Raw genomic sequence first — 25,609 nt, forward strand, 5'->3', positions numbered from 1 at the left:
TTAGTTACTCTTCTTTTGCTGGTTGCCGCTTTTATCCTGCAGCTCGGACGGCACCAGAACGGTGGTGACGCGTCGACCTTTGTCGCTGAAGGCCTGCATTTTTTGCTCTTTCACCAGATAGGTGATCTTATCGCCCTTGATATTGCTGTCGAGCTGCTCAAGGTAAGCGTTGCCGGTCAGCACGACGTAATCATTCTGCAGCTCGTAGCGCATTTTCGACGCCCGGCCTTTTACCGGTTTGCCGTTATCCTGCATCTGGAAGAAGGTGGCCGGGTTACCGAAGCCTTCGATCACCTCTTTGCCTTTCTCATTGCCCGGACGGGTGACCACCACTTTATCCGCGTTAATTTTGATCGTCCCCTGGGTGACGACCACGTTACCGGTGAAGGTGACGACGTTGCCCTGCATATCCAGCGACTGCTGATCGGACTCGATATGGATCGGCTGATCGGTATCGCCCGTCTTGGCCAATGCCGGCAGGCTGGCGGCCAGTAAAGCGCCGGCGAGCGCAATCTTAAGGCTGAGTTTGTTTGTTCTGAATTTCATAAGAGGTTCTCACCTTTTCAATCAGCTCGGCATTTTTGCTGCGAAGGTTTCCACGCATTTTCAGGCCGCTGGAATTAAATGTGGTGCCGTATAACGTCACCATGTCATCGGAGGTAACGTCCTGTGTGACCAGATTTATCTGGGCGTTATCCGTCGTAATTTTGCGCAGTTGAGAGTCAGGCGCGAGCGCATTCACCTCAACGTGCCCGTAAAGATAGAGCATACGGTCATTCGTCAGCTTCGCTTTATCTGCCCTGATTGACCAGGTTGGCACCTTATTGGTATCAAAGGTGGTCATCACCGGCTTGGTAAACCAGGAAACCTCCTGATCGGAAAAGTATTCCACGTGCTCGGCAATCAGCCGATAGCTCAGGGCGCCTTCCGGGCTGTACACGACGGTGTCGGTATGTTCGCTTTTATACGTCGGGTCGTTGGGATTGACCTCCGGCTGGGCCGTGTCGTCCGTATTCGCCAGATTCAGGCCGATGAGGATCAGCGCGAGCAGCGACAGTAAAATGATAACCCAACGTCTGGTTTTACTCATATTGATTGCCCTTTGGCCTCATCAAGCTTGCCCTGCGCCAATAGTAACAAATCGCAGACTTCGCGTACTGCGCCGCGTCCGCCGTTAATTCGCGTGACATAATTCGCCCGCGGCAGCAGCAGCGGATGCGCATCGGCGACGGCGACGCTTAAACCCACTTCCGCCATCACCGGCCAGTCGATCAGATCATCACCGATATAGGCCACTTCATCCGGGCGAACCGCCAGTTTGCTTAATAAATCACGAAACGCCAACAGCTTGTCCGACTGACCTTGATACAGATGCGTAATGCCCAGCGTCTGGCAGCGGTCTTCTACCAGTTTAGCTTTTCGCCCGGTAATAATCGCCACTTCGATGCCGGAGGTCAGCGCGCAGCGGATACCATAGCCATCGCGGACGTTGAACGCTTTCAGCTCCTCGCCGTGATTACCCATATAGATAAGTCCGTCGGATAATACACCGTCGACATCGAGGATCAGTAGACGGATCTTAGCCGCGCGATCGAGAAACGCCTGGCTTACCGGCCCGTAGCATGTCGCTAACTGAGCATCAGCATTATTCATTATTTTTTCCTTACTTACACTACGCCCGCGCGCAGGAGATCGTGCATATGTACCACACCCAGCAGATGGTCGCCATCGGCAACCAGCACGCAGGTGATATGACGGGATTGCATCAGGTTTAGGGCATCTACCGCCAGGGTGCCGGGACGGATACGGATCCCTCCCCGGGTCATGACGTCGGCAATACTGGCGTTGCGCATATCGACGCCGGTATCAAAGACCCGGCGCAGGTCACCATCGGTGAAGATCCCGATAATATTCATCTGGTCATCACAGATGGCAGTCATGCCTAAATTTTTACGCGTAATTTCCAGCAGCGCATCGCGCAGGGTGGCCTGCAGGCCGACGTGCGGGATTTCATCACCGGTATGCATAATATCATTGACGCGCAGCAACAGCTTACGACCAAGTGCGCCGCCCGGATGGGACAGGGCGAAATCTTCAGCAGTAAAGCCGCGGGCTTCCAGCAGGGCGACGGCGAGGGCATCACCCATCACCAGCGCCGCGGTGGTGCTGGAGGTGGGCGCCAGTCCTAACGGGCAGGCCTCTTTGGGCACTTTCACGCACAGATGGATATCCGCCGCGCGCGCCATGCTGCTGTCTGGCCGGCTGGTCATGCAAATAAGCTTCACCTGCTGGCGTTTCAGGACCGGGATCAGCGCCAGGATTTCATTCGATTCGCCGGAGTTCGATAGCGCAATCACCACATCCTGTGGAGTGACCATTCCTAAATCGCCGTGCGCCGCTTCGCCGGGGTGGACAAAAAAAGCCGAGGTGCCGGTACTGGCGAAGGTCGCTGCTATTTTGCGGCCGATGTGGCCCGACTTGCCCATCCCCATCACCACGACTTTCCCGCCGCAGCGGAAAATCGTTTCGCAAGCATGGGTAAAGTCTTCATTTATATATTGATCGAGCTGGGCCAGACCTTCACGTTCAATTTCCAGCACCTGACGGCCTGCCTGTTGAAAGTCAAAATCCGTGGGCAAATCTATTTGCGACATGATGTTATCCCGAGTCATTCAACGAAGAGCGGCGCTGTCCAGAACAGCATCGCCAACCAAACCACAAAGCCGCCGACCAGCAGTGCGCCAACCAGTCGTCCCGGCTGCTGCTGGCGGCGCCAGCACAGCACCGCGAAGATCAGGCTGACCAGCAGCATCACGCCATAATCGCGAGTAAAGGCTTCGCTCGCAAAGCTCCCCGGCGCGATCAGCGCCGGTAAACCCAGCACCAGCGCAATATTGAGGATATTGGCGCCGATGATATTGCCGATAGCAATGTCATCTTCCCCTTTCCGCGCCCCGGCGATAGCGGTGGCCAGCTCTGGCAGGCTGGTGCCTATCGCTACCACCGTCAGACCGACGGTCAGCTCGCTAATGGCAAAAAAGTTTGCCAATACCGTGGTGTTATCCACCACCATACGGGTAGCCATCGGCATGACAATCATCGCCACCCCTAACCAGAGCAGAGCGACCGGCAGCGATCCTTCTCGCGGCAGCTCCGCCAACTGTTCGCGGGTCAGACTATCGCTGCCCTGGCGCTCCGCCAGACGGGCAATTTTGATGGTAAACAGCAGCCACAGAAACGCCAGCGCCAGTAAAAACAGCCCGTCGAGACGGGACAACTGTCCATCGTAGAGCACCAGCCCGGCCAGCACACTGACCAGCAACATTAGCGGTAATTCGCGGCGCAGAATATCAGAATGCACGGTAAATGGCCTGAGTAAGGCGGCGAGACCGAGGATCAGAAGAATATTGGTAATGTTGGAGCCGAGCGCGGTGCCGACCGCCAGATCGATCTGCCCATGCAGCGAGGCCGTGGTGGAAACCATGATCTCGGGCAGGCTGGTGCCGATACTCACCACCGTCATACCGATGATCAGCGGCGGGATCCCCAACATACGACACAGGATGGAAGCGGCATAGACCAGACGATCGGCGCTGTAGACAACCAGCAGTAAACCAATAATTAACAGAGCCGTCGCTAAGAGCATCTAAAGTCCTTTCTTCAGGTATAATCGTCGCCTCGCTGGGTTATCCCTACGCAGCGTAACGAATTCTTAATTTTGACTTTATGTGTGCCAAAAGTAAAACAAATGCCAGCTTTCGCTAACCTGTGCAGGTAAGATTCTGTAAAAATGTTGTGATTGTGGCGCAAGAAAGGGCCATGCTTGCCCGTCAGGTGTTTAGTAAGGATGATTTTATGAGCCAAACTCAGGCGAATTTAGTTGAAGTGCGCGGTATCCGCTTTTCACGCGGCGATCGTGTGATCTTCGACGACATCTCGCTGTCGGTGCCGCGCGGTAAAATTACTGCGATCATGGGACCTTCGGGGATCGGCAAGACTACCCTGTTACGCCTGATCGGCGGCCAGATCCCGCCGGACAGGGGAGAGATCCTGTTTGATGGCGAGAACGTACCACAGATGACGCGATCGCGTCTTTATACGGTGCGTAAGCGGATGAGCATGCTGTTCCAGTCCGGCGCGCTGTTCACCGATCTCAATGTCTTTGATAACGTTGCCTATCCGCTGCGCGAGCATACGCAGCTGCCGCCTGCGCTGCTGCATACGACGGTGATGATGAAGCTGGAAGCGGTGGGGTTGCGTGGGGCGGCGAAGTTAATGCCCTCCGAGCTTTCCGGCGGGATGGCGCGCCGCGCCGCCCTGGCGAGAGCCATTGCGCTGGAGCCGGACCTGATTATGTTCGACGAACCGTTTGTCGGGCAGGATCCCATCACCATGGGCGTGCTGGTGAAGTTGATTTCTGAACTCAACAACACGTTGGGTGTCACTTGCATCGTGGTTTCGCACGATGTGCCTGAGGTGCTTAGCATCGCAGACTACGCGTATATCGTGGCGGATAAAAAGATTATCGCCCACGGTAGCGCCCAGTCGCTGCGGGAAAATGCCGACGCTCGGGTTCGTCAGTTCATTGATGGTATTGCCGACGGCCCGGTGCCGTTCCGTTATCCGGCTGGCGACTATCACCATGATTTATTAGGCATAGGGAGTTGAGCGACTCATGCTGTTTAATGCGCTGGCCGCGCTAGGGCATCGCGGGATTAAAACCACCGCGACGTTTGGACGCGCCGGATTAATGCTTTTCAACGCCGTTGTGGGCAAACCAGAGTTTCGCAAGCACGCGCCGCTGCTGGTTCGTCAGCTCTATAACGTTGGCGTTCTGTCGATGCTGATTATCATTGTATCGGGCTTGTTTATCGGTATGGTGCTCGGCCTGCAGGGGTATCTGGTCTTAACCACCTACAGCGCAGAGACCAGTCTTGGCATGCTGGTGGCGCTGTCGCTGCTGCGCGAGCTGGGACCGGTGGTTGCTGCGCTATTGTTTGCCGGCCGCGCCGGATCGGCGCTGACCGCCGAGATTGGCCTGATGCGGGCCACGGAACAGCTCTCCAGTATGGAGATGATGGCGGTGGACCCGCTGCGCCGCGTGATTTCCCCCCGCTTCTGGGCTGGCGTCATTTCGCTGCCGCTGTTGACGATTATCTTCGTGGCGGTGGGGATCTGGGGCGGTGCGCTGGTAGGCGTGAGCTGGAAGGGTATTGATGGTGGCTTTTTCTGGACCGCGATGCAAAATGCCGTCGACTGGCGAATGGATCTGGTGAACTGCCTGATTAAGAGCCTGGTATTCGCTATTACGGTAACCTGGATTGCGTTATTTAACGGTTATGACGCTATCCCCACTTCCGCCGGGATTAGCCGGGCGACAACGCGCACCGTGGTGCATGCGTCGCTGGCGGTTCTGGGGCTGGATTTTGTGCTGACTGCGCTGATGTTTGGGAATTGAGTTCATGCAAACGAAAAAAAATGAAATCTGGGTAGGGGTGTTCTTACTGGTGGCGCTGCTGGCGGCGCTGTTTGTCTGCCTGAAGGCGGCGAACGTTACCTCGCTACGTACCGAGCCGACTTACCGCCTGTACGCGACCTTCGATAACATCGGCGGCCTGAAGGCGCGTTCGCCGGTACGCATCGGCGGTGTGGTTGTGGGGCGGGTAGCGGACATCACTCTCGACCCGAAAACCTATCTGCCACGCGTGGAGCTCGATATTGATGAGCGCTACAACCATATCCCGGATACCAGTTCGCTGGCGATCCGCACCTCGGGTCTGCTGGGCGAGCAGTATCTGGCGCTGAACGTCGGTTTTGAAGACCCGGACCTCGGGACGGCTATCCTTAAAGACGGCAGCACGATCCAGGACACCAAGTCCGCCATGGTGCTGGAAGATCTGATTGGTCAGTTCCTTTATAACAGCAAGGGCAGCGACAATCAGAATTCTGGTAATGATAAGGCCGCGGCAGAAGGTCATACTGACGCGACGCCGGCAGCCGGCACGACGCATTAATTTCAGGAGAAACACGATATGTTTAAACGCTTACTCATGGTCGCCATGCTGGTGATTGCCCCGCTGACCGCCGCCCAGGCGGCAGACCAGTCCAACCCGTATAAGCTGATGAATGAAGCGGCGCAGAAAACCTTCGATCGCCTGAAGAATGAACAGCCGAAGATTAAAGCCAACCCTAACTATCTGCGCGACATCGTCGACCAGGAGCTGCTGCCGTATGTGCAGGTGAAATATGCCGGCGCGCTGGTGCTGGGCCGCTACTACAAAGAAGCGACCCCGGCGCAGCGTGAAGCCTACTTTGCCGCCTTCCGCGAATATCTGAAGCAGGCCTACGGCCAGGCGCTGGCGATGTACCATGGTCAGACTTACCAGATTGCTCCAGAGCAGCCGCTGGGGGATGCCACCATCGTGCCTATTCGCGTGACCATCGTCGACCCGAATGGCCGTCCGCCAGTGCGTCTGGACTTCCAGTGGCGTAAAAATACGCAGACCGGCCACTGGCAGGCTTACGATATGATCGCCGAAGGGGTCAGCATGATCACCACCAAACAGAATGAGTGGAGCGATCTGCTGCGTACCAAAGGCGTCGACGGGCTGACTGCGCAGTTGAAAGCGATCTCCGCTCAGCCGATCACGCTGGATCAGAAAAAATAATGACCGGGCAGCTGAGCTGGACTCGCGAGGGCGAGACGCTGGCGCTGCACGGGGAGCTGGACCAGGATCTGCTGGTTCCGCTCTGGGAAGCACGCGCCAGGGCGACGGAGGGAGCGACGATCATCGATCTCAGCCAGACTACGCGCGTGGACACGGCGGGCCTGGCGCTGTTAGTGCATTTTGTGGCACTGATTCGCCGTCAGGGGCGGGAAGCGCAACTGATCGCGAAGAGCGAAAATCTGCAAACGCTGATCGGTCTTTACAACCTGCCTGTCGATATGATCCCATAATCTTTTCAGTGTCTTAGCGTTGAAGCTATTCCGAAAGCCCCGGCAATCTTTTCGTCGGGGCTTTTTGCTTGTTTAAGACCGCGCCACTTTCCTCTAAGATGTTGGGCTGTTTTCACTATCAGATAAATTTGAGCCCATGGAAAATCATGAAATTCAGACCGTGCTGATGAACGCACTCCCCCTCCAGGAAGTCCACGTCTCTGGCGATGGCAGCCACTTTCAGGTTATTGCTGTGGGTGAGATGTTCGATGGCATGAGCCGGGTTAAAAAGCAGCAGAGCGTCTACGCGCCGCTGATGGAATATATTGCTGACAACCGTATCCATGCGCTGTCGATCAAGGCCTTCACTCCGCAGGAGTGGGCGCGAGACCGCAAACTAAATGGCTTCTAAGCTGTGGGGGGTCCCCTGCAGCGTATGTGAATTTTTAATAGAGAACAGAATCAATGGATAAATTCCGTGTTCAGGGGCCGACTCGCCTTCAGGGCGAAGTCACCATTTCTGGTGCAAAAAACGCCGCCCTGCCAATCCTCTTTTCCGCGCTGCTTGCCGAAGAGCCGGTAGAGATCCAGAACGTACCCAAGCTGAAAGATATCGATACCACCATGAAGCTGCTGAGCCAGCTGGGCGCGAAGGTTGAGCGCAATGGTTCGGTATGGATTGACGCCGGCCCGGTTGATGTATTCTGTGCTCCATACGACCTGGTGAAAACCATGCGTGCCTCCATCTGGGCACTGGGCCCGCTGGTCGCGCGTTTTGGTCAGGGACAAGTTTCTCTGCCAGGCGGCTGTGCTATCGGCGCACGTCCGGTCGACCTGCACATTACCGGTCTGGAACAGCTGGGCGCCGAAATCAAACTGGAAGAAGGTTATGTGAAGGCGTCAGTCAACGGGCGACTGAAAGGCGCGCACATTGTGATGGATAAGGTCAGCGTAGGCGCGACCGTGACTATCATGAGCGCGGCGACGCTGGCTGAAGGTACCACCGTTATCGAAAACGCCGCGCGCGAGCCGGAAATTGTCGATACCGCCAACTTCCTTAACGCGCTGGGCGCGAAAATCAAAGGTCAGGGCACCGATCGCATTACCATCGAAGGCGTGCAGCGCCTGGGTGGCGGCGTATATCGTGTACTGCCGGACCGTATCGAAACGGGTACCTTCCTGGTGGCCGCGGCGATTTCCGGCGGCAAGATCCTCTGCCGTAACGCGCAGCCAGATACCCTCGATGCCGTTCTGGCGAAACTGCGTGACGCCGGGGCTGACATCGAAACGGGCGAAGACTGGATTAGCCTCGATATGCACGGCAACCGTCCGAAAGCGGTTAACGTGCGTACCGCGCCGCACCCGGGCTTCCCGACCGATATGCAGGCCCAGTTCACGCTGCTCAACCTGGTGGCGGAAGGGACCGGTGTGATCACCGAAACGATCTTTGAAAACCGCTTCATGCACATTCCTGAGCTGATCCGTATGGGTGCGCATGCGGAAATCGAGAGCAATACCGCTATCTGTCACGGCGTGAAGCAGCTTTCAGGCGCACAAGTGATGGCGACCGATTTGCGTGCGTCGGCGAGCCTCGTACTGGCAGGCTGCATCGCTGAAGGGACCACCATCGTCGATCGCATCTACCACATCGATCGTGGCTATGAGCGTATCGAGGATAAACTGCAGGCGCTGGGTGCCAATATTCAGCGCGTGAAAGGCGAGTAATAGCATCATGGCAGTGACCCCATGGGGGTCACTGCCAGTCAATCACATCACTTGTCTGTCTTCTTTTGACGCATCATCTGCGTTCTGTCGATAAACTCATGAGTCACCGGGTCGTGGTAGCGTGACGGCCAGATGACCCACGGCTGCGTTTCCAGCGCCGAGGCGATAATCAACTCGCCTTTCGGCCAGGGGCGAGTCAGGGCGTTCGCCAGCGTTGAAGAACTCAGGCCATGCCGTCGCGACTCTGCCGCCAGCGATGTTCCACGTTTACGTAATCCGGCAACAATATCTGCGGGATGCCAGTCGATGAACTTATCCATAAATTCTCCTGGTGATAAAGATCCAGATCGTCCCACATGGGCGATAAGGACACTATACCCGCGTACTATGTAAGGTTCTAACAAGTTCTGTTAAAGCGCCGGAATATTCAGAATGTATCAAGATAGCTGGAAGTTAGGGTGGAAAATGGACTTTTACTGGAACTTTCCCGCGCATCGCGCGGGAAAGGAGAGGGGATTAATGATCGCGCTGGACCGCGATATGTGCCAGCCCAATCAAGGCTTCGCGCCACGGGGTGTCCGGGAGGATCTGCAGGGCAGCAATCGCTTTGTCGGCTTCTTCTTCAGCACGTTTCTGCGTCCATTCCAGCGAGCCACAGGTGGCCATCGTTTCCAGAACAGCATCCAGCAGATGGCGACCATTGCCTTGCTCGATCGCCCCGCGGATCATCGCCGCCTGATCGGGGGTACCGTGATGCATAGCATGCAACAACGGTAGCGTCGGTTTGCCTTCGTTCAGGTCATCGCCGACGTTTTTACCGAGCCGCTCTCCGTCGGAACTGTAGTCGAGTAAATCGTCGATCAGCTGGAAAGCGGTGCCGAGATAGCGACCATAATCCTGCAACGCGCGCTCTTCTTCCGCAGAGCAGTCGGCCAGCATTCCCGCACACTGCGAGGCGGCCTCAAACAGGCGCGCCGTCTTGCTGTAGATGACGCGCATGTAGTTCTCTTCAGTGATATCCGGATCGTTGACGTTCATCAACTGCAGCACTTCGCCTTCGGCAATGACGTTCACCGCCTCCGACATGACCTCGAGGATCTTCAGTGAGCCTAGCTGGGTCATCATCTGGAAAGCGCGGGTATAGATGAAATCGCCAACCAGCACGCTGGCGGCATTGCCGAACGCCGCATTGGCCGTGGCTTTGCCGCGACGCATATCAGACTCATCGACGACGTCGTCATGCAGCAGCGTGGCGGTATGAATAAATTCAATCAGCGCAGCAATAGTGACATGCGCGCTCCCTTGATAGCCCACCGCGCGCGCGGCAAGCACAGCAATCATCGGGCGAATGCGTTTGCCGCCGCCGCTGACGATGTAATAGCCTAACTGATTGATAAGCTGAACATCGGAGTTGAGTTGCTCAAGAATCGTCGCATTGACACCCGCCATATCTTGCGCGGTTAACTCATTGATTTTTTCTAAATTCATCGCAAAAGCCGGGCCAAATGTCCTGTTACCATGAATCCAGGTGGGATCACAGAAGGATTAAGACAGAATTAAAAGAAGATATGATTGTACTGAAAAATTGCCGTAGATAAACGTTGTCGTGAAAGTTGTGTTTTTTTTCTGCATTGATCGCTGATCGCTCTTGTCAAAGGCTCGCGTTTTGCGTAATATTCGCGCCCTATTGTGAATATTTATAGCGCACTCTGAATCACATAAAGAGGTGCGCGGAAGCGGAGTTTTATATGTACGCGGTTTTCCAAAGTGGTGGTAAACAACACCGAGTAAGCGAAGGTCAGACCGTTCGCCTGGAAAAGCTGGACATCGCAACTGGCGAAGCTGTTGAATTCGCTGAAGTGCTGATGATCGCAAACGGTGAAGAAATCAAGATCGGCGTTCCTTTCGTTGAGGGCGGCGTAATCAAAGCTGAAGTTGTTGCTCACGGTCGTGGCGAGAAAGTTAAAATCGTTAAGTTTCGTCGTCGTAAACACTATCGTAAGCAGCAGGGCCATCGTCAGTGGTTCACTGATGTGAAAATCACTGGCATCAGCGCCTAAGACCTGAGGAGTAGATTTAAATGGCACATAAAAAGGCTGGCGGCTCGACTCGTAACGGTCGCGATTCAGAAGCTAAACGTCTGGGCGTAAAACGTTTCGGCGGTGAAGCAGTTCTGGCAGGTAGCATCATCGTTCGTCAACGTGGTACCAAATTCCACGCTGGCACCAACGTTGGTTGCGGCCGTGACCACACTCTGTTCGCTTTGACTGACGGTAAAGTCAAGTTCGAAGTTAAAGGCCCGAAAAACCGTAAATTCATCAGCATCGTTGCTGAATAAGTTTTTCGCGTCCCGGTAACGGATGAAAGCCCCGCAACACGTTGCGGGGCTTTTTACATTCGTCTACTGGAAAATTTTGCAGGGAAACAGGCATGAAGCAGCAGGCTGGGATTGGCATTATTCTGGCGCTCACCACCGCGATGTGCTGGGGAGCGCTGCCGATTGCAATGAAGCAGGTTCTCGAGGTGATGGCGCCGCCTACGGTGGTGTTTTATCGCTTTCTGATGGCAAGTATTGGGCTTGGCGCGATCCTCGCGATCAAAGGCAAACTGCCGCCGCTGCGAATTTTTCGTAAGCCGCGCTGGCTGGTCTTATTAGCCATTGCCACCGGTGGCCTGTTCGGTAACTTCATTCTGTTCAGTTCTTCCCTGCAATATCTCAGCCCCACAGCTTCTCAGGTCATCGGCCAGCTATCGCCGGTGGGCATGATGGTGGCAAGCGTCGTGATACTGAAAGAGCGCATGCGCGGTACCCAGGTGGTGGGCGCGTTGATGTTGCTCAGCGGGCTGGTGATGTTTTTCAACACCAGCCTGATTGAAATCTTTACCCGCCTGACGGATTACACATGGGGGGTAATTTTCGGCGTTGCTGCTGCAACGGTGTGGGTAAGCTATGGCGTCGCGCAAAAGGTGTTATTGCGCCGTCTGGCATCACAGCAGATACTATTTTTGCTGTACACTTTATGTACGATTGCATTACTGCCGCTCGCTAAGCCCGGGGTGATATCCCAGCTAAGCGACTGGCAACTGGCATGCCTGATTTTTTGCGGGCTAAATACCCTGGTCGGCTACGGGGCGCTGGCGGAAGCCATGGCGCGCTGGCAGGCGGCGCAGGTCAGCGCGTTAATCACCTTGACGCCACTGTTTACGCTACTGTTTTCTGATTTATTATCAATGGCCTGGCCCGATGTTTTCGCCAGACCGATGTTAAACCTGATTGGTTATCTCGGTGCGTTTGTCGTGGTTGCGGGCGCGATGTATTCCGCCATCGGCCATCGTCTTTGGGGGCGTTGGCGTAAGCGAGAGGCGGTAGTACCGCTGCCCCGCTCAGGCGAATGATTTACGGAGAGTAAAATGAAGTTTGTAGATGAAGCAACGATCCTGGTCGTAGCAGGTGACGGCGGCAATGGTTGCGTAAGCTTCCGCCGCGAAAAGTATATTCCGAAAGGCGGTCCGGACGGCGGCGATGGCGGTGACGGCGGCGATGTCTGGCTGGAAGCGGACGAGAACCTGAACACCCTGATCGACTACCGTTTTGAAAAATCGTTCCGCGCCGAACGCGGGCAGAATGGCCAGAGCCGCGACTGTACCGGTAAGCGTGGTAAAGACGTGACGGTGAAAGTGCCGGTCGGGACCCGGGTTATCGACCAGGGCACCGGCGAGACCATGGGCGACATGACCAAACACGGTCAGCGTCTGATGGTGGCGAAAGGTGGCTGGCACGGTCTGGGCAACACCCGTTTCAAATCATCCGTTAACCGTACCCCGCGTCAGAAGACCATGGGTACCCCGGGTGATAAACGCGACCTGCAGCTGGAGCTGATGCTGCTGGCCGATGTCGGGATGCTGGGGATGCCGAACGCCGGCAAATCCACCTTCATCCGCGCGGTCTCCGCCGCCAAGCCGAAAGTGGCTGACTATCCGTTTACCACCCTGGTGCCGAGCCTGGGCGTGGTGCGTATGGACAACGAGAAGAGCTTCGTGGTCGCCGATATCCCGGGGCTGATTGAAGGCGCAGCGGAAGGTGCAGGCCTTGGTATCCGCTTCCTCAAGCACCTTGAGCGCTGCCGTGTGCTGCTGCATCTCATCGACATCGAGCCTATCGATGGTTCCGATCCGGTTGAGAATGCCCGCATTATCATTGGCGAGCTGGAGAAATACAGCGAGAAGCTGGCCTCCAAGCCACGCTGGTTAGTCTTTAACAAGATTGACCTGATGGACAAAGCGGAAGCCGAAGCCAAAGCGAAGGCGATTGCCGAAGCGCTGGGTTGGGAAGATAAATTCTACCTGATCTCAGCGGCCAGCCAGCAGGGCGTGAAAGAGCTGTGCTGGGACGTGATGACCTTTATCATCGAAAACCCGATCGTGCATGTGGAAGAAGAGCAGAAGCCGGAGAAAGTCGAGTTCATGTGGGACGACTATCACCGTCAGCAGCTTGAAGAAGCCGAAGTCGAAGTGGAAGATGACGAAGACTGGGATGACGACTGGGACGAAGACGACGAAGAAGGCGTCGAATTTATCTACAAACGCTAATCCTGACTTCGCTGGATCAAAAAGGGCCGCATCTGATGCGGCCCTTTTGTTTTAGTTGTTCTGGTACAAATCTTTATACAAGCGGCTTTCAAAGCGGACCAGCGGGATGCGGCGATTACGCTGGTCGGCGGGTTCCACGGCGTAACCGGAGAGATATTGCACGAAGGCCACCTTTTGTCCGCTGGCGGTAGTGATAAAGCCTGCAAGGTTATAAACCCCCTGCAACGAACCTGTTTTCGCCGAGACTTTGCCATCCACGCCCGCCTGGTGGAGACCGGCGCGGTATTGCAGCGACCCGTCGTGGCCCGCCAGCGGCAGCATGGAGATGAAGTTGAGCTCGGTATCGTGCTGGGCGATATACTGCAGCACCTGCATCATGGTCGCCGGGGCGATCAGGTTGTGTCGCGACAAGCCAGAGCCGTCGGCGATGATCGTGTTGCCGAGATCGACCCCAGCCTGTTGACGCAGGATCTGGCGTACGGCATCGGATCCTGCCCGCCAGGTGCCTGGTACGCCGAAACGGGCGTGGCCGATGGTGCGAAAGACCGTATCCGCAATCATGTTGTCTGATTTCTTCAGCATGATCCTCAGCAGATCGTGCAGAGGAGCCGACTGGGTGGTGGCTAATACCGTTCCGGGGTCATTGGCCAGCGTCTGGCGCAGCAGCGTGCCGCTATAGGTGATCCCTGCCTGGGTCAGTTCAGCTTTGAGGATCGCCCCGGCGTAGCTGGCGCCATCCTGAATGGCGAAGGCCAGCGGCAGTGGTTCGCTACGCTGCGGCAGGCAGCCGGTGAGGGTATAGCGGTTGAGATCGCCCGGCACCACGTCGAGTTCGCAGTACTGCGCTTCTGCTGAGCCGCGCGCCAGCGTTCGCACCTGGCTGAACATGGTGACCGGATAATAGGACGCAACGCGAATGAAGGCGAGATCGCCCGGTTTCTGCGCGCTATACAGCGAGACAGAGAAGCAGTTACGGTCGACAATCGCCGCCGCCGGCGGAGCGCTGAAGCACTGCGTCAGGTCGTTCCACGGCCAGCCCGGCGCTTTGTCATGGCTGGCGAAGACCGAGGTATCGATAAGCACATTGCCTTCGATACGCTGCACGCCGGCTTTTTTCAGCGTCGCCACCATATTGCGAATATCCTGCCGTTTGAGCGTCGGATCGCCGCCGAAGCGGGCAATCAGGTCGCCTTTCAGCACGCCGCCGTCAAGGGAGCCTTTGGTTTCCAGCGTGGTGGTAAAGCGGAAATCGGGCCCCAGCTGCAGCAGAGCCGCCAGCGCGGTGATAACCTTTTGCGTACTGGCCGGGAGCGCCATTTGCTGGCTGTGATAGTCGATTTCCGGCGTCGATGCGCCGACCTTTTGCGCCATAAAGGCAAGGTTCGCACCGGCGGGAAGCTGGTTGATGTACTCGTCAATATTCGCCGCCTGAGCGCTAAGCGCTATACCGGCAGTCAATCCGATGATAAATCTGGGAAATCGCATAATCTCGCGCTAACAACCTGAAGCCAGGCCGTCATACTACGGTGCAACGCCCAGTAAAGTAAACGATGACCCATAATGAACTTCGGGGTAAAATACCTATCAAATGAAAAATTGCTGCTGACCTGGGGAGTGTTTCCCGGGTCGGTTTCTTTTTGCTCGTGTCCTGCCTGTGGGCAGGACAGGTGGCGGGGCGGGACTATCCGTTCCCTGAAGGAATGATAAAGAGGTATAACTAATGCAAGCGATTCCGATGACCTTACGTGGCGCTGAGAAACTGCGCGAAGAACTGGATTATCTGAAGTCTGTGCGTCGTCCTGAAATCATTGCCGCTATTGCTGACGCTCGTGAGCACGGCGATCTGAAAGAGAATGCTGAGTATCATGCCGCGCGTGAGCAGCAGGGCTTCTGCGAAGGGCGAATCAAAGATATCGAAGCGAAGCTGTCCAATGCCCAGGTGATTGATATCACCAAAATGCCGAACAATGGCCGGGTGATTTTTGGTTCAACCGTCAGCGTGCTGAACCTCGATACCGACGAGGAACAGACCTACCGCATCGTGGGCGATGATGAAGCGGATTTTAAGCAGAATCTGATCTCCGTGAACTCACCGATCGCGCGTGGTCTGATCGGCAAAGAGCAGGATGATGTCGTGACTATCCGTACCCCGGGTGGTGAAGTGGAATACGAAATTACTAAGGTTGAATACCTGTAAGGCGTATTTCCCGCTACGATGTTTATAGATTGTAAAGAAAGGAAAAAGGCCGCATAGCGGCCTTTTATCAACGTCAGGAGCATGGCATTTTGCTCGCCTGGCCGCAGAAATCCCTCGTTTTACACAAAGTTGTGTCGAGATTCAGGATATTCTTAGCGTGGCAGCGAGATCTTACGCTCTGGCGTTGGGCGGTACAGAACCAGCGTTTTACCGATGACCTGTACATTACAGGCGCCGGTTTCACGCACGATGGCTTCCACGATCAAGGCTTTAGTTTCGCGATCTTCTGAGGCGATCTTCACCTTGATGAGCTCATGGTGCCCTAACGCTTGTTCGATCTCGGCCAGTACCCCTTCGGTCAAACCATTATTGCCAAGCATAACTACTGGCTTGAGCGGATGTGCCAGACCTTTCAGGTGCTGTTTTTGTTTAGTACTCAGATTCATCGTATTTTTTTGCTTACGTTGGGATTGAAAACGGGTCATTCTACCGCCATCTCCCATATATCGCCAAACTACCGCGTCGATTTTTACGCAGTAAAGTACGATGAACCCGAACGGGAATGTTAAATGACAGGTAAAAAGCGTTCTGCCAGCTCAAGCCGCTGGCTTCAGGAACACTTTAGCGATAAATATGTTCAACAGGCACAGAAAAAGGGGTTACGTTCCCGTGCCTGGTTTAAACTTGATGAAATACAGCAAAGTGACAAAATTTTTAAGCCGGGGATGACGATAGTTGACCTCGGTGCTGCTCCCGGTGGCTGGTCGCAGTATGCGGTCACGCAGATCGGCAACAGCGGCCGCATCATTGCTTGCGATCTTTTACCAATGGATCCAATCGTTGGTGTGGACTTCCTTCAGGGCGATTTTCGTGATGAATTAGTCCTGAAAGCGTTACTTGAGCGAGTGGGCGACAGTAAAGTCCAAGTTGTCATGTCCGATATGGCGCCGAATATGTGCGGAACACCGGCGGTGGATATTCCCCGGGCTATGTATCTGGTAGAACTGGCGCTTGAAATGTCTCGTGATGTATTAGCGCCAGGTGGTAGTTTTGTAGTGAAGGTGTTCCAGGGCGAAGGCTTCGATGAGTATCTTCGAGAAATTCGCTCCCTGTTTACGAAGGTCAAAGTTCGTAAGCCGGACTCTTCCCGCGCTCGTTCGCGTGAAGTGTATATTGTAGCGACCGGGCGTAAACCATAACCGGCAGATTTCAAACGAAAGTTTGAATGAAACTGGATATAGAGTATCCTGACGCTGTTTTTAACACAGTTGTAATAAGAGGTTAATCCCTTGAGTGACATGGCGAAAAACCTAATACTCTGGCTGGTCATTGCCGTTGTGCTGATGTCAGTATTCCAGAGCTTTGGGCCCAGCGAGTCGAATGGCCGCAAGGTGGATTATTCTACCTTCCTGCAAGAGGTCAATCAGGACCAGGTTCGCGAAGCGCGTATCAACGGACGTGAGATCAACGTTACCAAGAAAGATAGTAACCGTTACACGACTTACATTCCGGTTAACGATCCGAAGCTGCTCGATAACCTGTTGACTAAAAACGTCAAAGTTATTGGCGAACCACCAGAAGAGCCAAGCCTGCTGGCTTCCATCTTCATCTCCTGGTTCCCAATGCTGCTGTTGATCGGCGTCTGGATCTTCTTTATGCGGCAAATGCAGGGCGGCGGCGGGAAGGGCGCGATGTCCTTCGGCAAAAGCAAAGCCCGTATGCTGACGGAAGACCAGATCAAAACGACTTTTGCCGACGTTGCCGGGTGTGACGAAGCGAAAGAGGAAGTCGGTGAGCTGGTGGAATACCTGCGTGAGCCGAGCCGCTTCCAGAAACTGGGCGGTAAGATCCCGAAAGGCGTCCTGATGGTCGGCCCCCCGGGTACCGGTAAAACGCTGCTGGCGAAAGCGATCGCTGGCGAAGCGAAGGTGCCGTTCTTCACAATTTCCGGTTCTGATTTCGTCGAAATGTTCGTCGGTGTCGGTGCATCTCGTGTGCGTGACATGTTCGAACAGGCCAAGAAAGCAGCGCCTTGCATCATCTTCATCGATGAAATCGACGCCGTCGGCCGCCAGCGTGGCGCGGGCCTTGGCGGTGGTCACGATGAACGTGAGCAGACCCTGAACCAGATGCTGGTTGAAATGGACGGCTTCGAAGGTAACGAAGGTATCATTGTTATCGCGGCGACTAACCGTCCGGACGTTCTTGACCCGGCGCTGCTGCGTCCAGGCCGTTTCGACCGCCAGGTTGTTGTTGGTCTGCCGGATGTTCGCGGTCGTGAACAGATCCTGAAAGTGCATATGCGTCGCGTACCGCTGGCGCCGGATATCGACGCGGCGATCATTGCGCGCGGTACCCCGGGCTTCTCCGGTGCGGACCTGGCGAACCTGGTCAACGAAGCGGCGCTGTTTGCTGCTCGCGGCAACAAACGCGTTGTGTCGATGGTTGAGTTCGAAAAAGCGAAAGACAAAATCATGATGGGTGCGGAACGTCGCTCCATGGTGATGACGGAAGCGCAGAAAGAATCGACCGCTTACCACGAAGCGGGCCACGCCATTATCGGCCGTCTGGTACCGGAACACGATCCGGTCCATAAAGTGACGATTATCCCGCGCGGTCGTGCGCTGGGTGTGACCTTCTTCCTGCCGGAAGGCGATGCGATCAGCGCCAGCCGTCAGAAACTGGAAAGCCAGATCTCCACGCTGTACGGCGGTCGTCTTGCGGAAGAGATTATCTACGGTCCGGAACATGTTTCTACCGGTGCGTCCAACGATATTAAAGTGGCGACAAACCTGGCGCGTAACATGGTGACTCAGTGGGGCTTCTCCGACAAACTCGGTCCGCTGCTGTATGCGGAAGAAGAGGGCGAAGTCTTCCTCGGCCGTAGCGTAGCGAAAGCGAAGCATATGTCTGATGAAACCGCGCGTATCATCGACCAGGAAGTGAAATCGCTGATTGAGCGTAACTACGGTCGTGCTCGTCAACTGCTGAACGACAACATGGACATCCTGCACGCGATGAAAGATGCGCTCATGAAATATGAGACCATCGATGCGCCGCAGATTGACGACCTGATGGCTCGTCGCGATGTTCGTCCGCCAGCGGGTTGGGAAGAATCTGGTTCTTCGAACAACTCTGACAACAATGGTACGCCTCGTGCGCCGCGCCCGGTTGATGAACCGCGTACGCCGAACCCGGGCAACACCATGTCAGAGCAGCTGGGCGACAAGTAAGCTACCGCTGTTGATGTCTTGTTTTAACCTTAAAACCCCGGGGCGCCCGCTCCGGGGTTTTTCTTTTTTAACCTCTTCAGTCTCAGGGATTTTGTGATGAAACTTGTAGCCCAGGGCTCAACCCTCGATCTCTCTCATCCCCATGTGATGGGCATTCTTAATGTGACGCCCGACTCTTTCTCCGATGGCGGTGCCCACAACTCGCTGGTTGAGGCGGTGAAGCATGCCAACCTGATGATTAACGCCGGGGCGACCATCATTGATATCGGCGGTGAATCGACGCGGCCAGGGGCGGCTGAAGTGAGCGTAGAAGAGGAACTCGCACGGGTGATCCCGGTCGTCGAAGCGATCGCTCAGCGCTTTGAAGTGTGGATCTCGGTGGATACCTCCAAACCGGAGGTTATCCTCGAATCGGCCCGGGCAGGGGCGCATATCATTAACGATATTCGCTCTCTGACCGAGCCTGGCGCGCTGCAGGCAGCCGCGGAAACCGGGCTGCCGGTGTGTCTGATGCATATGCAGGGTCAGCCGAAAACCATGCAGGAGGCGCCGAAATATGAGGATGTCTTCGCCGATGTCGAGCGCTTTTTTACAGAACATATTGTGCGCTGCGAGCAGGCGGGGATCGCAAAAGAAAAATTGCTGCTCGACCCAGGATTCGGTTTCGGTAAAAATCTCTCCCATAATTATCAACTGCTGGCCAGACTGGGGGAGTTTCACCACTTTGGGCTGCCTCTGCTGGTCGGTATGTCGCGTAAGTCGATGGTAGGTCAGTTGCTGAACGTCGGGCCGTCAGAACGGCTGAACGGCAGCCTGGCGTGTGCCGTCATTGCAGCAATGCAGGGCGCGCAGATAATCCGCGTCCATGATGTCAAAGAAACGGTAGAAGCGCTGCGCGTGGTGGAAGCCACCCTCGCCGCTAAGGGAAAAAAACGTTATGAGTAACCGCAAGTATTTTGGCACCGATGGTATTCGTGGCCGCGTCGGCGATGCGCCGATCACTCCGGAGTTTGTGCTTAAGCTGGGCTGGGCGGCAGGGAAAGTGTTAGCGCGCCACGGCTCGCGTAAAATTATCATCGGCAAGGATACCCGTATTTCGGGCTACATGTTGGAGTCGGCGCTGGAAGCTGGGCTGGCGGCAGCGGGGCTCTCTGCGTCGTTCACCGGACCCATGCCGACACCGGCTATCGCCTACCTGACGCGCGCATTCCGCGCCGAGGCGGGGATCGTTATCTCGGCTTCGCATAACCCTTTCTACGACAACGGTATTAAATTCTTCTCCATTGAGGGCACCAAGCTGCCAGACGATGTGGAAGAGGCGATTGAAGCCGAAATGGAGAAGGAGCTTACCTGCGTGGATTCGGCAGAACTGGGCAAAGCCAGCCGTATCGTCGATGCCGCCGGGCGCTACATTGAATTTTGTAAAGGCACCTTTCCCAACGAACTGAGCCTCTCCACGCTGAAAGTGGTGGTGGATTGCGCGCACGGCGCGACCTATCACATTGCCCCCAATGTCTTCCGCGAGCTGGGAGCCCAGGTTATCGCGATGGGCTGCGAGCCAGACGGCCTCAACATCAACGAAGAGGTCGGCGCCACCGACGTGCGTGCGCTGCAGGCGCGCGTGCTGGCGGAGAAAGCCGATCTGGGCATTGCCTACGATGGCGATGGCGATCGGGTGATCATGGTTGACCATGAAGGTAATAAAGTCGATGGCGACCAGATCCTCTACATCATCGCCCGGGAAGGACTGCGTCAGGGGCAGCTGCGCGGCGGCGCCGTCGGCACGCTGATGAGCAATATGGGACTGGAGCTGGCGCTCAAGCAGTTAGGTATTCCATTTGCCCGCGCGAAGGTCGGTGACCGCTATGTGCTCGAGATGCTGCAGGAAAAAGGCTGGCGCATTGGTGCGGAAAACTCCGGCCACGTGATCCTGCTGGATAAAACCACCACCGGCGATGGCATCGTCGCCAGTCTGCAGGTGGTCGCGGCGATGGTACGCAACCATATGAGCCTGCATGACCTCTGCAGCGGTATGAAGATGTTCCCTCAACTGCTGGTGAATGTGCGGTTTACCGAAGGCAGCGGTAACCCACTGGAGAACGAGCATGTCAAAGCGGTGACCGCAGAAGTGGAAGCGGCGTTAGGGAAACGCGGCCGTGTCCTGCTGCGTAAATCCGGAACGGAGCCGCTGATCCGCGTCATGGTGGAAGGCGAGCATGAAGATCAGGTGCACGAGTTCGCGCATCGCATCGCCGAAGCGGTAAAAAGCGTCTAAGCTTTCCGGCTAAGTGGTTAAAAAGGCGGCGCTTGCCGCCTTTTTTATGATAGAAAACCGACTTTTTGCTGTTTTTTTCTGCAGTTGATACAATGTGTCGAAATTGCCCTTGCGAAGGTCATTCGCTTTGGTTAGTATTCACACCCGCTTCAGTGGGAAACGTTAAAACGTCCCGCTTTATTGGTCGAAGCACTTGGTATGCGGCAAATCCGCAAGGAACAGGTTGATTATGTACGAAGCTCTTTTGGTAGTTTTCCTTATTGTAGCGATTGGCCTTGTTGGTCTGGTTATGCTGCAGCAAGGTAAAGGCGCTGATATGGGAGCCTCCTTCGGTGCAGGCGCTTCCGGCACACTGTTTGGGTCCAGCGGTTCTGGTAACTTCATGACCCGTATGACCGGCATCCTGGCTGCGCTGTTCTTCATCATCAGTCTGGCGCTGGGTAATATCAACAGCAACAAGACCAGTAAAGGAAGTGAGTGGGATAACCTGAGCGCGCCGAAAACGGAGCAAACTCAGCCAACTGCACCGGCTCAGCCGAGCAGCGACATCCCGCACTAAGTATTCTGTACCGAGGTGGTGGAATTGGTAGACACGCTACCTTGAGGTGGTAGTGCCCTAACGGGCTTGTGGGTTCGAGTCCCATCCTCGGTACCAATATTCCAGAAAAAAGACGCTGAAAAGCGTCTTTTTTTGTTTTTGTCCCCACCGGCCATTTATTTATAAACATCTCTTTGCTGGTTCCCTCCTTTTACTGTCGTTAAAGTCGCCTCGTCAAATTAACAGAGGTGAAGTGACATAATGAACAAGATCGGGTTGCTTATCGTCGCCGGCGTGCTCGGTTTAGCAGGGTGCAGTTCAACATCGCCCTCCCAAACGGTGGAGACGATTAATGCGCTAACGGTACCGGTATCGCACAGTGAGCCTGGGGCTACAGCGAATAATGCCCAGGCGGTGACGCGCTATTTCCAGGACAATACGGCACTGATTGGTCGCCTTAACCATTCGTTGAAAAATCATTATTTGCAGGATGTGGAGCGCCGCGATGTGTTTGACAGACATAGTGAGGCGTACCAGGTGTATGGCGCCCTGACCCGTCTGGAGCAGATGGCGTCCATGAATGACGTTTACCGGAAAGAGAATAATGTTGCTGGTCTGCAGGAGATCAACCGCGTGCTGAAAAGCGTGCCGTTGGCCAGCTGAGAGAAGGCAGGGACTGCCGGACGGCAATCCCTGTGTAAGGATTAAAAGCGGAAGTTAACCCCGGCATAGGCCCCGTCGGCCAGGGTGTTGTCACGATGGCCATCTTTCCCGGCGATATCGATATAACGATAGCCTGCTTCGATATTCAGAGACGGGAGCACGTTAATACGTAATCCGGCATTGGCCTCCACATAATCATCGACGCCGCTGGACATTGAGTCGGGTGAGTAATAGCCCTCACCGAAGAGCGTGAAGTACTGGCCGAGGGGGAGTTCTGCTCCGCCACCTGCAGCAATGGCGTAACCTTCATCCCCATCGTTGGGGTTCAGATAGACACCTTTACCGCCCAGCGTCATCAGAAAAGGCCCAAGGTTAAAGTTGTAGCCCATTCCCAGTCCTACGCTATCCCCGTCGTTGTCGCTGTGGACCCACTGGGTATTGAACGTCATACCCGGTTCCCCGGCGCCAAAGCTGGCGGAGAGATTGGTGAACTCGGCACCGGCTTCACCATGCAGGTTAACGGATGCGCAGACGGCGCTGCTGGCCCCCAGGGCGATCATCACGGCAACCAATTTTGGAGTAATAGACTTCATTGTGGAATTCCTTCAGATAAAAAAAAGCCCGATACGGGCGTTCGGGCAAAATTAACGGGTTCTTGGATCTCATCGTTATGGTCGCTGCAGACGACAGGCGAGGGGGTCAACTCCCGCTACCGCTGCTAACGCCTGGCCGATTTCCGGTGGCATATCCTGAGCCGGTGCAGGCCCGGCGGTTAACGCCGTGAGTGGCTGCCTGCTGGTCGAGCCCAGGGACATGTTGTCCGCCGGTAAATTCAGATGCTCAGCATAAAATTTTTCTTTTTTTACCGTTAGCGTTTATTGATTTAAATTTAAACATTTTCAACAGTGAGGTGAATAACAACAAATAAAGGTGACTGGTGCGGTCAAAATTTTTCAGGAAGTGAGGCGATGCTTTGCAAATAACCGCCGCGGGCAAAGGCAATATAACCGCCTTTCTTTAATGCTGACAAGACATTGAGAATACTGCTGCGCGACAGATGGGTCCTGTCCTGAATATATTCAAGAATAGACACGCGCTGCCGGGTCTCTTCGGTTAATAGCATCATTTCCAGTAGATGGTTACGGATAACCGAATAGGTTCGCTGTTGCAGGACCAGATCGTCACGATATACCAGGTACGAAGTATGATAGGCCAGCAGGCTGGTCACCTCCTCCCACAGGTTATGCTGGCGAAAGAGTGCGGAGGCCAGGTCAGAGTCGATCCGTAGCAGCTCGGATGAGACCTCCGCCCGCAGGCTATGGCTACGGCTGGGCTGTAGCATTTCCGCCACGCCGAAAAGGTGCGGCTCATAGACGGTTACCATCAATAGCTTGTCGGAATTACGGATAATCGACAGTTCGCCTTTTTTAAAAATAAAGAGCTGAGTTTTGCCTTTATATTCCCATGTCAGTCTTTTTCTGGCGATCGCGTTAACGGGCGTGGCGTGCGGCTCAAGCACATCGATCAGTCGGTCAATGGCCTTTTGCGGCCTGATCGGTGGTTTAATATTCATGATGTTTATCACCAGATATGAATTAATCAATTGAGGTTATTATAGTCAACAATTTTGCTGGTCGGGCGATAAGGAAAAAATGCGTCCTGGCGATTTTTTTTGATGTTGGTGGGTAACAAAAAATAAAAAGCCGGCGGAAAGCCGCCGGCGGAGAGCAAACATCGTCAGGCGATTATTTGCCTTTGTTTTCCAGATTCTCAACCTGCGGTAAACCGGTTGCTGAGGAGGCGCTCAGCAGGCCAGACTGGGCATAGCCAAACAGCTTCTCGCGGGTATCGGTGATATCCAGATTACGCATGGTCAGCTGACCGATACGGTCTTCGGCGGTAAACATAGAATCGCCTTTTTCCATGGTCAGACGCTCTGCTTTATAGGTCAGGTTGTCTGAAACGGTATTGAGGATCGAGTAGTCGTTACCGCGACGCAGTTCGAGGGTGACTTCACCGGTGATCTGGCTGGCAACCCAGCGTTGCAGTGAATCACGCAGCATCAGCGCCTGGGAATCGAACCAGCGTCCCTGATACAGCAGGCGGCCCAGCTGACGACCGTGGGCGTGGTATTGCTCGATAGTATCTTCGTTATGGATACCGGTCAGCAGACGCTCATAGGCGATATGCAGCAGCGCCATCCCCGGGGCTTCATAAATGCCGCGGCTTTTCGCTTCGATAATGCGGTTTTCAATCTGATCGCTCATGCCCAGACCGTGGCGACCACCGATACGGTTGGCTTCCAGCATCATTTCGACGTCATCGGCGAAGGTTTTGCCATTCAGCGCCACCGGATGGCCTTGCTCAAAGCGTACAGTCACCTCTTCCGCAGGGATCTTCACGGTTTCGTCCCAGAACTTCACGCCCATAATCGGGTTGACGATCTTGACGCTGGAGTTCAGGAATTCGAGGTCTTTCGCTTCGTGGGTCGCGCCGAGCATGTTGGAGTCGGTGGAATAGGCTTTTTCAACTGACATCTTGTAATCAAAGCCGCAGGCGATCATAAATTCGGACATTTCGTGACGGCCGCCGAGTTCATCAATAAAGTCGCTGTCCAGCCACGGCTTGTAAATCTGCAGTTCAGCATTGGTCAGCAGGCCGTAACGATAGAAACGTTCGATATCGTTGCCTTTATAGGTGCTGCCATCGCCCCAGATGTTGACGCCATCTTCTTTCATTGCCGCCACCAGCATGGTGCCGGTGACCGCGCGGCCCAGCGGCGTGGTATTGAAGTAGGTCAACCCACCGGTGGTGTTATGGAATGCGCCACACTGAATCGCCGCGATCCCTTCTGCGACCAGCTGTTTGCGGCAGTCGATCAGACGGGCACCTTCGGCGCCATACTCTTTCGCGCGGCGCGGAATAGCATCGTAGTCGTCTTCGTCCGGTTGACCCAGGTTAGCGGTATATGCATAAGGCACGGCGCCTTTTTTGCGCATCCATAACAGCGCGGCGCTGGTATCCAGTCCACCAGAGAAAGCGATACCAATACGTTGACCAACCGGGAGATGCTTGAGAATCGTCGTCATAAAATAAAACCCTGCTCGATAGACTGTGGTGAGTTCGACTCAACAACCTTAACTGCATTTTTATGCATTAATTGTGAGTATTCATTTAACCATCTTTTACTGGCGACAGGAAGGGCTTCATCATCTTTTTGCTAAAAAAGCCTGAAATACCAGCACAAACGGCAATCGGGGGCGATAAAATGCATGTTGACAAAATATACTAATTGCCGATACAATTCACCCCGATTTTATGTCCCGTCTTCGGTACCAAATCCCAGCAGTATTTGCGTCTTTTACTCAATAAGAGTAAAATATGCCACGTTTCAGGCGCGGGGTGGAGCAGCCTGGTAGCTCGTCGGGCTCATAACCCGAAGGTCGTCGGT

At 55.0% G+C, this 25,609-nt stretch carries 30 protein-coding genes and 1 tRNA gene; 19 read left to right on the plus strand and 12 right to left on the minus strand.

Annotation, left to right across the window (positions count from 1 at the left end):
• Genes lptA through CWM61_RS26570 form a run of 5 tightly spaced genes read right to left on the minus strand, consistent with a single transcriptional unit; the run spans position 1 to position 3,646 of the window.
• Positions 1–546, minus strand: coding sequence for a lipopolysaccharide ABC transporter substrate-binding protein LptA (gene lptA / locus CWM61_RS26550; RefSeq protein ID WP_061153188.1), 546 nt, complete (start codon positions 544–546; stop codon positions 1–3).
• The gene (lptC, locus tag CWM61_RS26555) at positions 515–1,090 is read right to left on the minus strand and encodes an LPS export ABC transporter periplasmic protein LptC (RefSeq protein WP_008806651.1); all 576 of its coding nucleotides are present in this window, start codon (positions 1,088–1,090) and stop codon (positions 515–517) included. Before lptC ends, lptA begins: the two co-directional genes overlap by 32 nt.
• Positions 1,087–1,653, minus strand: coding sequence for a 3-deoxy-manno-octulosonate-8-phosphatase KdsC (gene kdsC / locus CWM61_RS26560; RefSeq protein WP_061153189.1), 567 nt, complete (start codon positions 1,651–1,653; stop codon positions 1,087–1,089). The genes lptC and kdsC overlap by 4 nt, the downstream gene beginning before the upstream one ends.
• A gap of 14 nt (positions 1,654–1,667) precedes the next feature.
• Positions 1,668–2,672 carry an arabinose-5-phosphate isomerase KdsD gene (gene kdsD / locus CWM61_RS26565; RefSeq protein WP_165784215.1) on the minus strand — a complete coding sequence of 335 codons (1,005 nt, stop codon included), beginning with the start codon at positions 2,670–2,672 and terminating at the stop codon, positions 1,668–1,670.
• Complete coding sequence (locus CWM61_RS26570) at positions 2,669–3,646, minus strand: calcium/sodium antiporter (protein WP_074387490.1); 978 nt, start codon at positions 3,644–3,646, stop codon at positions 2,669–2,671. Before CWM61_RS26570 ends, kdsD begins: the two co-directional genes overlap by 4 nt.
• Positions 3,647–3,855: 209 nt before the next feature.
• Between CWM61_RS26570 and mlaF the strand changes: the two genes are divergently transcribed.
• From mlaF to murA, 7 genes are all read left to right on the plus strand, one after another.
• The gene (gene mlaF, locus CWM61_RS26580; protein WP_061156314.1) at positions 3,856–4,668 is read left to right on the plus strand and encodes a phospholipid ABC transporter ATP-binding protein MlaF; all 813 of its coding nucleotides are present in this window, start codon (positions 3,856–3,858) and stop codon (positions 4,666–4,668) included.
• Positions 4,669–4,675: 7 nt separating this feature from the next.
• Entirely contained in the window at positions 4,676–5,458 is a 783-nt protein-coding gene (gene mlaE / locus CWM61_RS26585; RefSeq protein ID WP_004150949.1) for a lipid asymmetry maintenance ABC transporter permease subunit MlaE, read from the plus strand.
• A gap of 4 nt (positions 5,459–5,462) precedes the next feature.
• A complete protein-coding gene (mlaD, locus tag CWM61_RS26590) occupies positions 5,463–6,014 on the plus strand; it encodes an outer membrane lipid asymmetry maintenance protein MlaD (RefSeq protein WP_100632183.1) in 552 nt (183 codons plus the stop codon).
• An 18-nt stretch (positions 6,015–6,032) separates the two neighbouring features.
• Positions 6,033–6,668, plus strand: coding sequence for a phospholipid-binding protein MlaC (mlaC, locus tag CWM61_RS26595; RefSeq protein WP_061153192.1), 636 nt, complete (start codon positions 6,033–6,035; stop codon positions 6,666–6,668).
• On the plus strand, positions 6,668–6,958 hold the full coding sequence (mlaB, locus tag CWM61_RS26600) for a lipid asymmetry maintenance protein MlaB (protein WP_008806646.1): 291 nt from the start codon (positions 6,668–6,670) through the stop codon (positions 6,956–6,958). Before mlaC ends, mlaB begins: the two co-directional genes overlap by 1 nt.
• Positions 6,959–7,094: 136 nt before the next feature.
• Positions 7,095–7,349: a BolA family iron metabolism protein IbaG gene (ibaG, locus tag CWM61_RS26605; protein ID WP_004144910.1), complete on the plus strand. Its 255-nt coding sequence runs from the start codon at positions 7,095–7,097 to the stop codon at positions 7,347–7,349.
• A gap of 53 nt (positions 7,350–7,402) precedes the next feature.
• Positions 7,403–8,662: a UDP-N-acetylglucosamine 1-carboxyvinyltransferase gene (murA, locus tag CWM61_RS26610; RefSeq protein WP_061153193.1), complete on the plus strand. Its 1,260-nt coding sequence runs from the start codon at positions 7,403–7,405 to the stop codon at positions 8,660–8,662.
• Positions 8,663–8,709: 47 nt separating this feature from the next.
• On the opposite strand, the gene sfsB is transcribed toward murA, so the two are convergent.
• Together sfsB and ispB are read right to left on the minus strand one after the other, a co-directional pair.
• Complete coding sequence (sfsB, locus tag CWM61_RS26615; RefSeq protein ID WP_074387491.1) at positions 8,710–8,982, minus strand: DNA-binding transcriptional regulator SfsB; 273 nt, start codon at positions 8,980–8,982, stop codon at positions 8,710–8,712.
• Between the two features lie 196 nt (positions 8,983–9,178).
• A complete protein-coding gene (ispB, locus tag CWM61_RS26620; RefSeq protein WP_008806643.1) occupies positions 9,179–10,150 on the minus strand; it encodes an octaprenyl diphosphate synthase in 972 nt (323 codons plus the stop codon).
• A 260-nt stretch (positions 10,151–10,410) separates the two neighbouring features.
• Here ispB and rplU point away from each other — a divergent pair, with 260 nt between their 5' ends.
• The 4 genes from rplU (at position 10,411) to cgtA (ending at position 13,252) form a co-directional block, all read left to right on the plus strand.
• Positions 10,411–10,722, plus strand: a complete 312-nt coding sequence (gene rplU, locus CWM61_RS26625) for a 50S ribosomal protein L21 (protein WP_002918379.1) — start codon at positions 10,411–10,413, stop codon at positions 10,720–10,722.
• A 20-nt stretch (positions 10,723–10,742) separates the two neighbouring features.
• Positions 10,743–11,000 (plus strand): 50S ribosomal protein L27, encoded by a 258-nt coding sequence (gene rpmA, locus CWM61_RS26630; RefSeq protein WP_002434222.1) that lies wholly within the window; start codon positions 10,743–10,745, stop codon positions 10,998–11,000.
• A gap of 92 nt (positions 11,001–11,092) precedes the next feature.
• Positions 11,093–12,058, plus strand: coding sequence for a DMT family transporter (locus tag CWM61_RS26635; protein WP_074387492.1), 966 nt, complete (start codon positions 11,093–11,095; stop codon positions 12,056–12,058).
• 15 nt (positions 12,059–12,073) lie between these two features.
• On the plus strand, positions 12,074–13,252 hold the full coding sequence (gene cgtA / locus CWM61_RS26640; protein WP_008806641.1) for an Obg family GTPase CgtA: 1,179 nt from the start codon (positions 12,074–12,076) through the stop codon (positions 13,250–13,252).
• A gap of 51 nt (positions 13,253–13,303) precedes the next feature.
• Here the strand turns inward: cgtA and dacB are convergent, their stop codons facing one another.
• Complete coding sequence (dacB, locus tag CWM61_RS26645; RefSeq protein ID WP_008806640.1) at positions 13,304–14,737, minus strand: serine-type D-Ala-D-Ala carboxypeptidase; 1,434 nt, start codon at positions 14,735–14,737, stop codon at positions 13,304–13,306.
• Positions 14,738–14,972: 235 nt separating this feature from the next.
• On the opposite strand from dacB, the gene greA reads away from it, so the two are divergent.
• Entirely contained in the window at positions 14,973–15,449 is a 477-nt protein-coding gene (gene greA / locus CWM61_RS26650; RefSeq protein ID WP_008806639.1) for a transcription elongation factor GreA, read from the plus strand.
• Positions 15,450–15,601: 152 nt separating this feature from the next.
• Here greA and yhbY read toward each other — a convergent pair whose 3' ends face one another.
• Positions 15,602–15,895 (minus strand): ribosome assembly RNA-binding protein YhbY, encoded by a 294-nt coding sequence (gene yhbY, locus CWM61_RS26655; protein ID WP_002918374.1) that lies wholly within the window; start codon positions 15,893–15,895, stop codon positions 15,602–15,604.
• Positions 15,896–16,018: 123 nt separating this feature from the next.
• Between yhbY and rlmE the strand changes: the two genes are divergently transcribed.
• From rlmE to CWM61_RS29605, 7 genes are all read left to right on the plus strand, one after another.
• Positions 16,019–16,648, plus strand: a complete 630-nt coding sequence (gene rlmE, locus CWM61_RS26660; RefSeq protein WP_008806638.1) for a 23S rRNA (uridine(2552)-2'-O)-methyltransferase RlmE — start codon at positions 16,019–16,021, stop codon at positions 16,646–16,648.
• 99 nt (positions 16,649–16,747) lie between these two features.
• Positions 16,748–18,682: an ATP-dependent zinc metalloprotease FtsH gene (ftsH, locus tag CWM61_RS26665; RefSeq protein ID WP_061153198.1), complete on the plus strand. Its 1,935-nt coding sequence runs from the start codon at positions 16,748–16,750 to the stop codon at positions 18,680–18,682.
• A 96-nt stretch (positions 18,683–18,778) separates the two neighbouring features.
• The gene (gene folP, locus CWM61_RS26670; protein WP_100632184.1) at positions 18,779–19,627 is read left to right on the plus strand and encodes a dihydropteroate synthase; all 849 of its coding nucleotides are present in this window, start codon (positions 18,779–18,781) and stop codon (positions 19,625–19,627) included.
• Positions 19,620–20,957, plus strand: a complete 1,338-nt coding sequence (gene glmM / locus CWM61_RS26675; RefSeq protein ID WP_004206179.1) for a phosphoglucosamine mutase — start codon at positions 19,620–19,622, stop codon at positions 20,955–20,957. The genes folP and glmM overlap by 8 nt, the downstream gene beginning before the upstream one ends.
• A 229-nt stretch (positions 20,958–21,186) precedes the next feature.
• Entirely contained in the window at positions 21,187–21,516 is a 330-nt protein-coding gene (gene secG, locus CWM61_RS26680; protein ID WP_061153201.1) for a preprotein translocase subunit SecG, read from the plus strand.
• 9 nt (positions 21,517–21,525) lie between these two features.
• Positions 21,526–21,612: transfer RNA gene (locus CWM61_RS26685), tRNA-Leu, on the plus strand.
• A 297-nt stretch (positions 21,613–21,909) separates the two neighbouring features.
• On the plus strand, positions 21,910–22,158 hold the full coding sequence (locus CWM61_RS29605) for a hypothetical protein (protein ID WP_162493299.1): 249 nt from the start codon (positions 21,910–21,912) through the stop codon (positions 22,156–22,158).
• A gap of 41 nt (positions 22,159–22,199) precedes the next feature.
• On the opposite strand, the gene CWM61_RS26695 is transcribed toward CWM61_RS29605, so the two are convergent.
• From CWM61_RS26695 to argG, 3 genes are all read right to left on the minus strand, one after another.
• On the minus strand, positions 22,200–22,751 hold the full coding sequence (locus tag CWM61_RS26695) for a YfaZ family outer membrane protein (RefSeq protein ID WP_061153202.1): 552 nt from the start codon (positions 22,749–22,751) through the stop codon (positions 22,200–22,202).
• A 350-nt stretch (positions 22,752–23,101) separates the two neighbouring features.
• Positions 23,102–23,731 carry a winged helix-turn-helix transcriptional regulator gene (locus CWM61_RS26700; protein ID WP_074387699.1) on the minus strand — a complete coding sequence of 210 codons (630 nt, stop codon included), beginning with the start codon at positions 23,729–23,731 and terminating at the stop codon, positions 23,102–23,104.
• 172 nt (positions 23,732–23,903) lie between these two features.
• Entirely contained in the window at positions 23,904–25,247 is a 1,344-nt protein-coding gene (gene argG / locus CWM61_RS26705) for an argininosuccinate synthase (RefSeq protein WP_061153203.1), read from the minus strand.
• Between the last annotated feature and the right edge of the window lie 362 nt (positions 25,248–25,609).

Source organism: Klebsiella sp. K-Nf6 (assembly GCF_002806655.1).
Classification (GTDB): domain Bacteria; phylum Pseudomonadota; class Gammaproteobacteria; order Enterobacterales; family Enterobacteriaceae; genus Klebsiella; species Klebsiella variicola.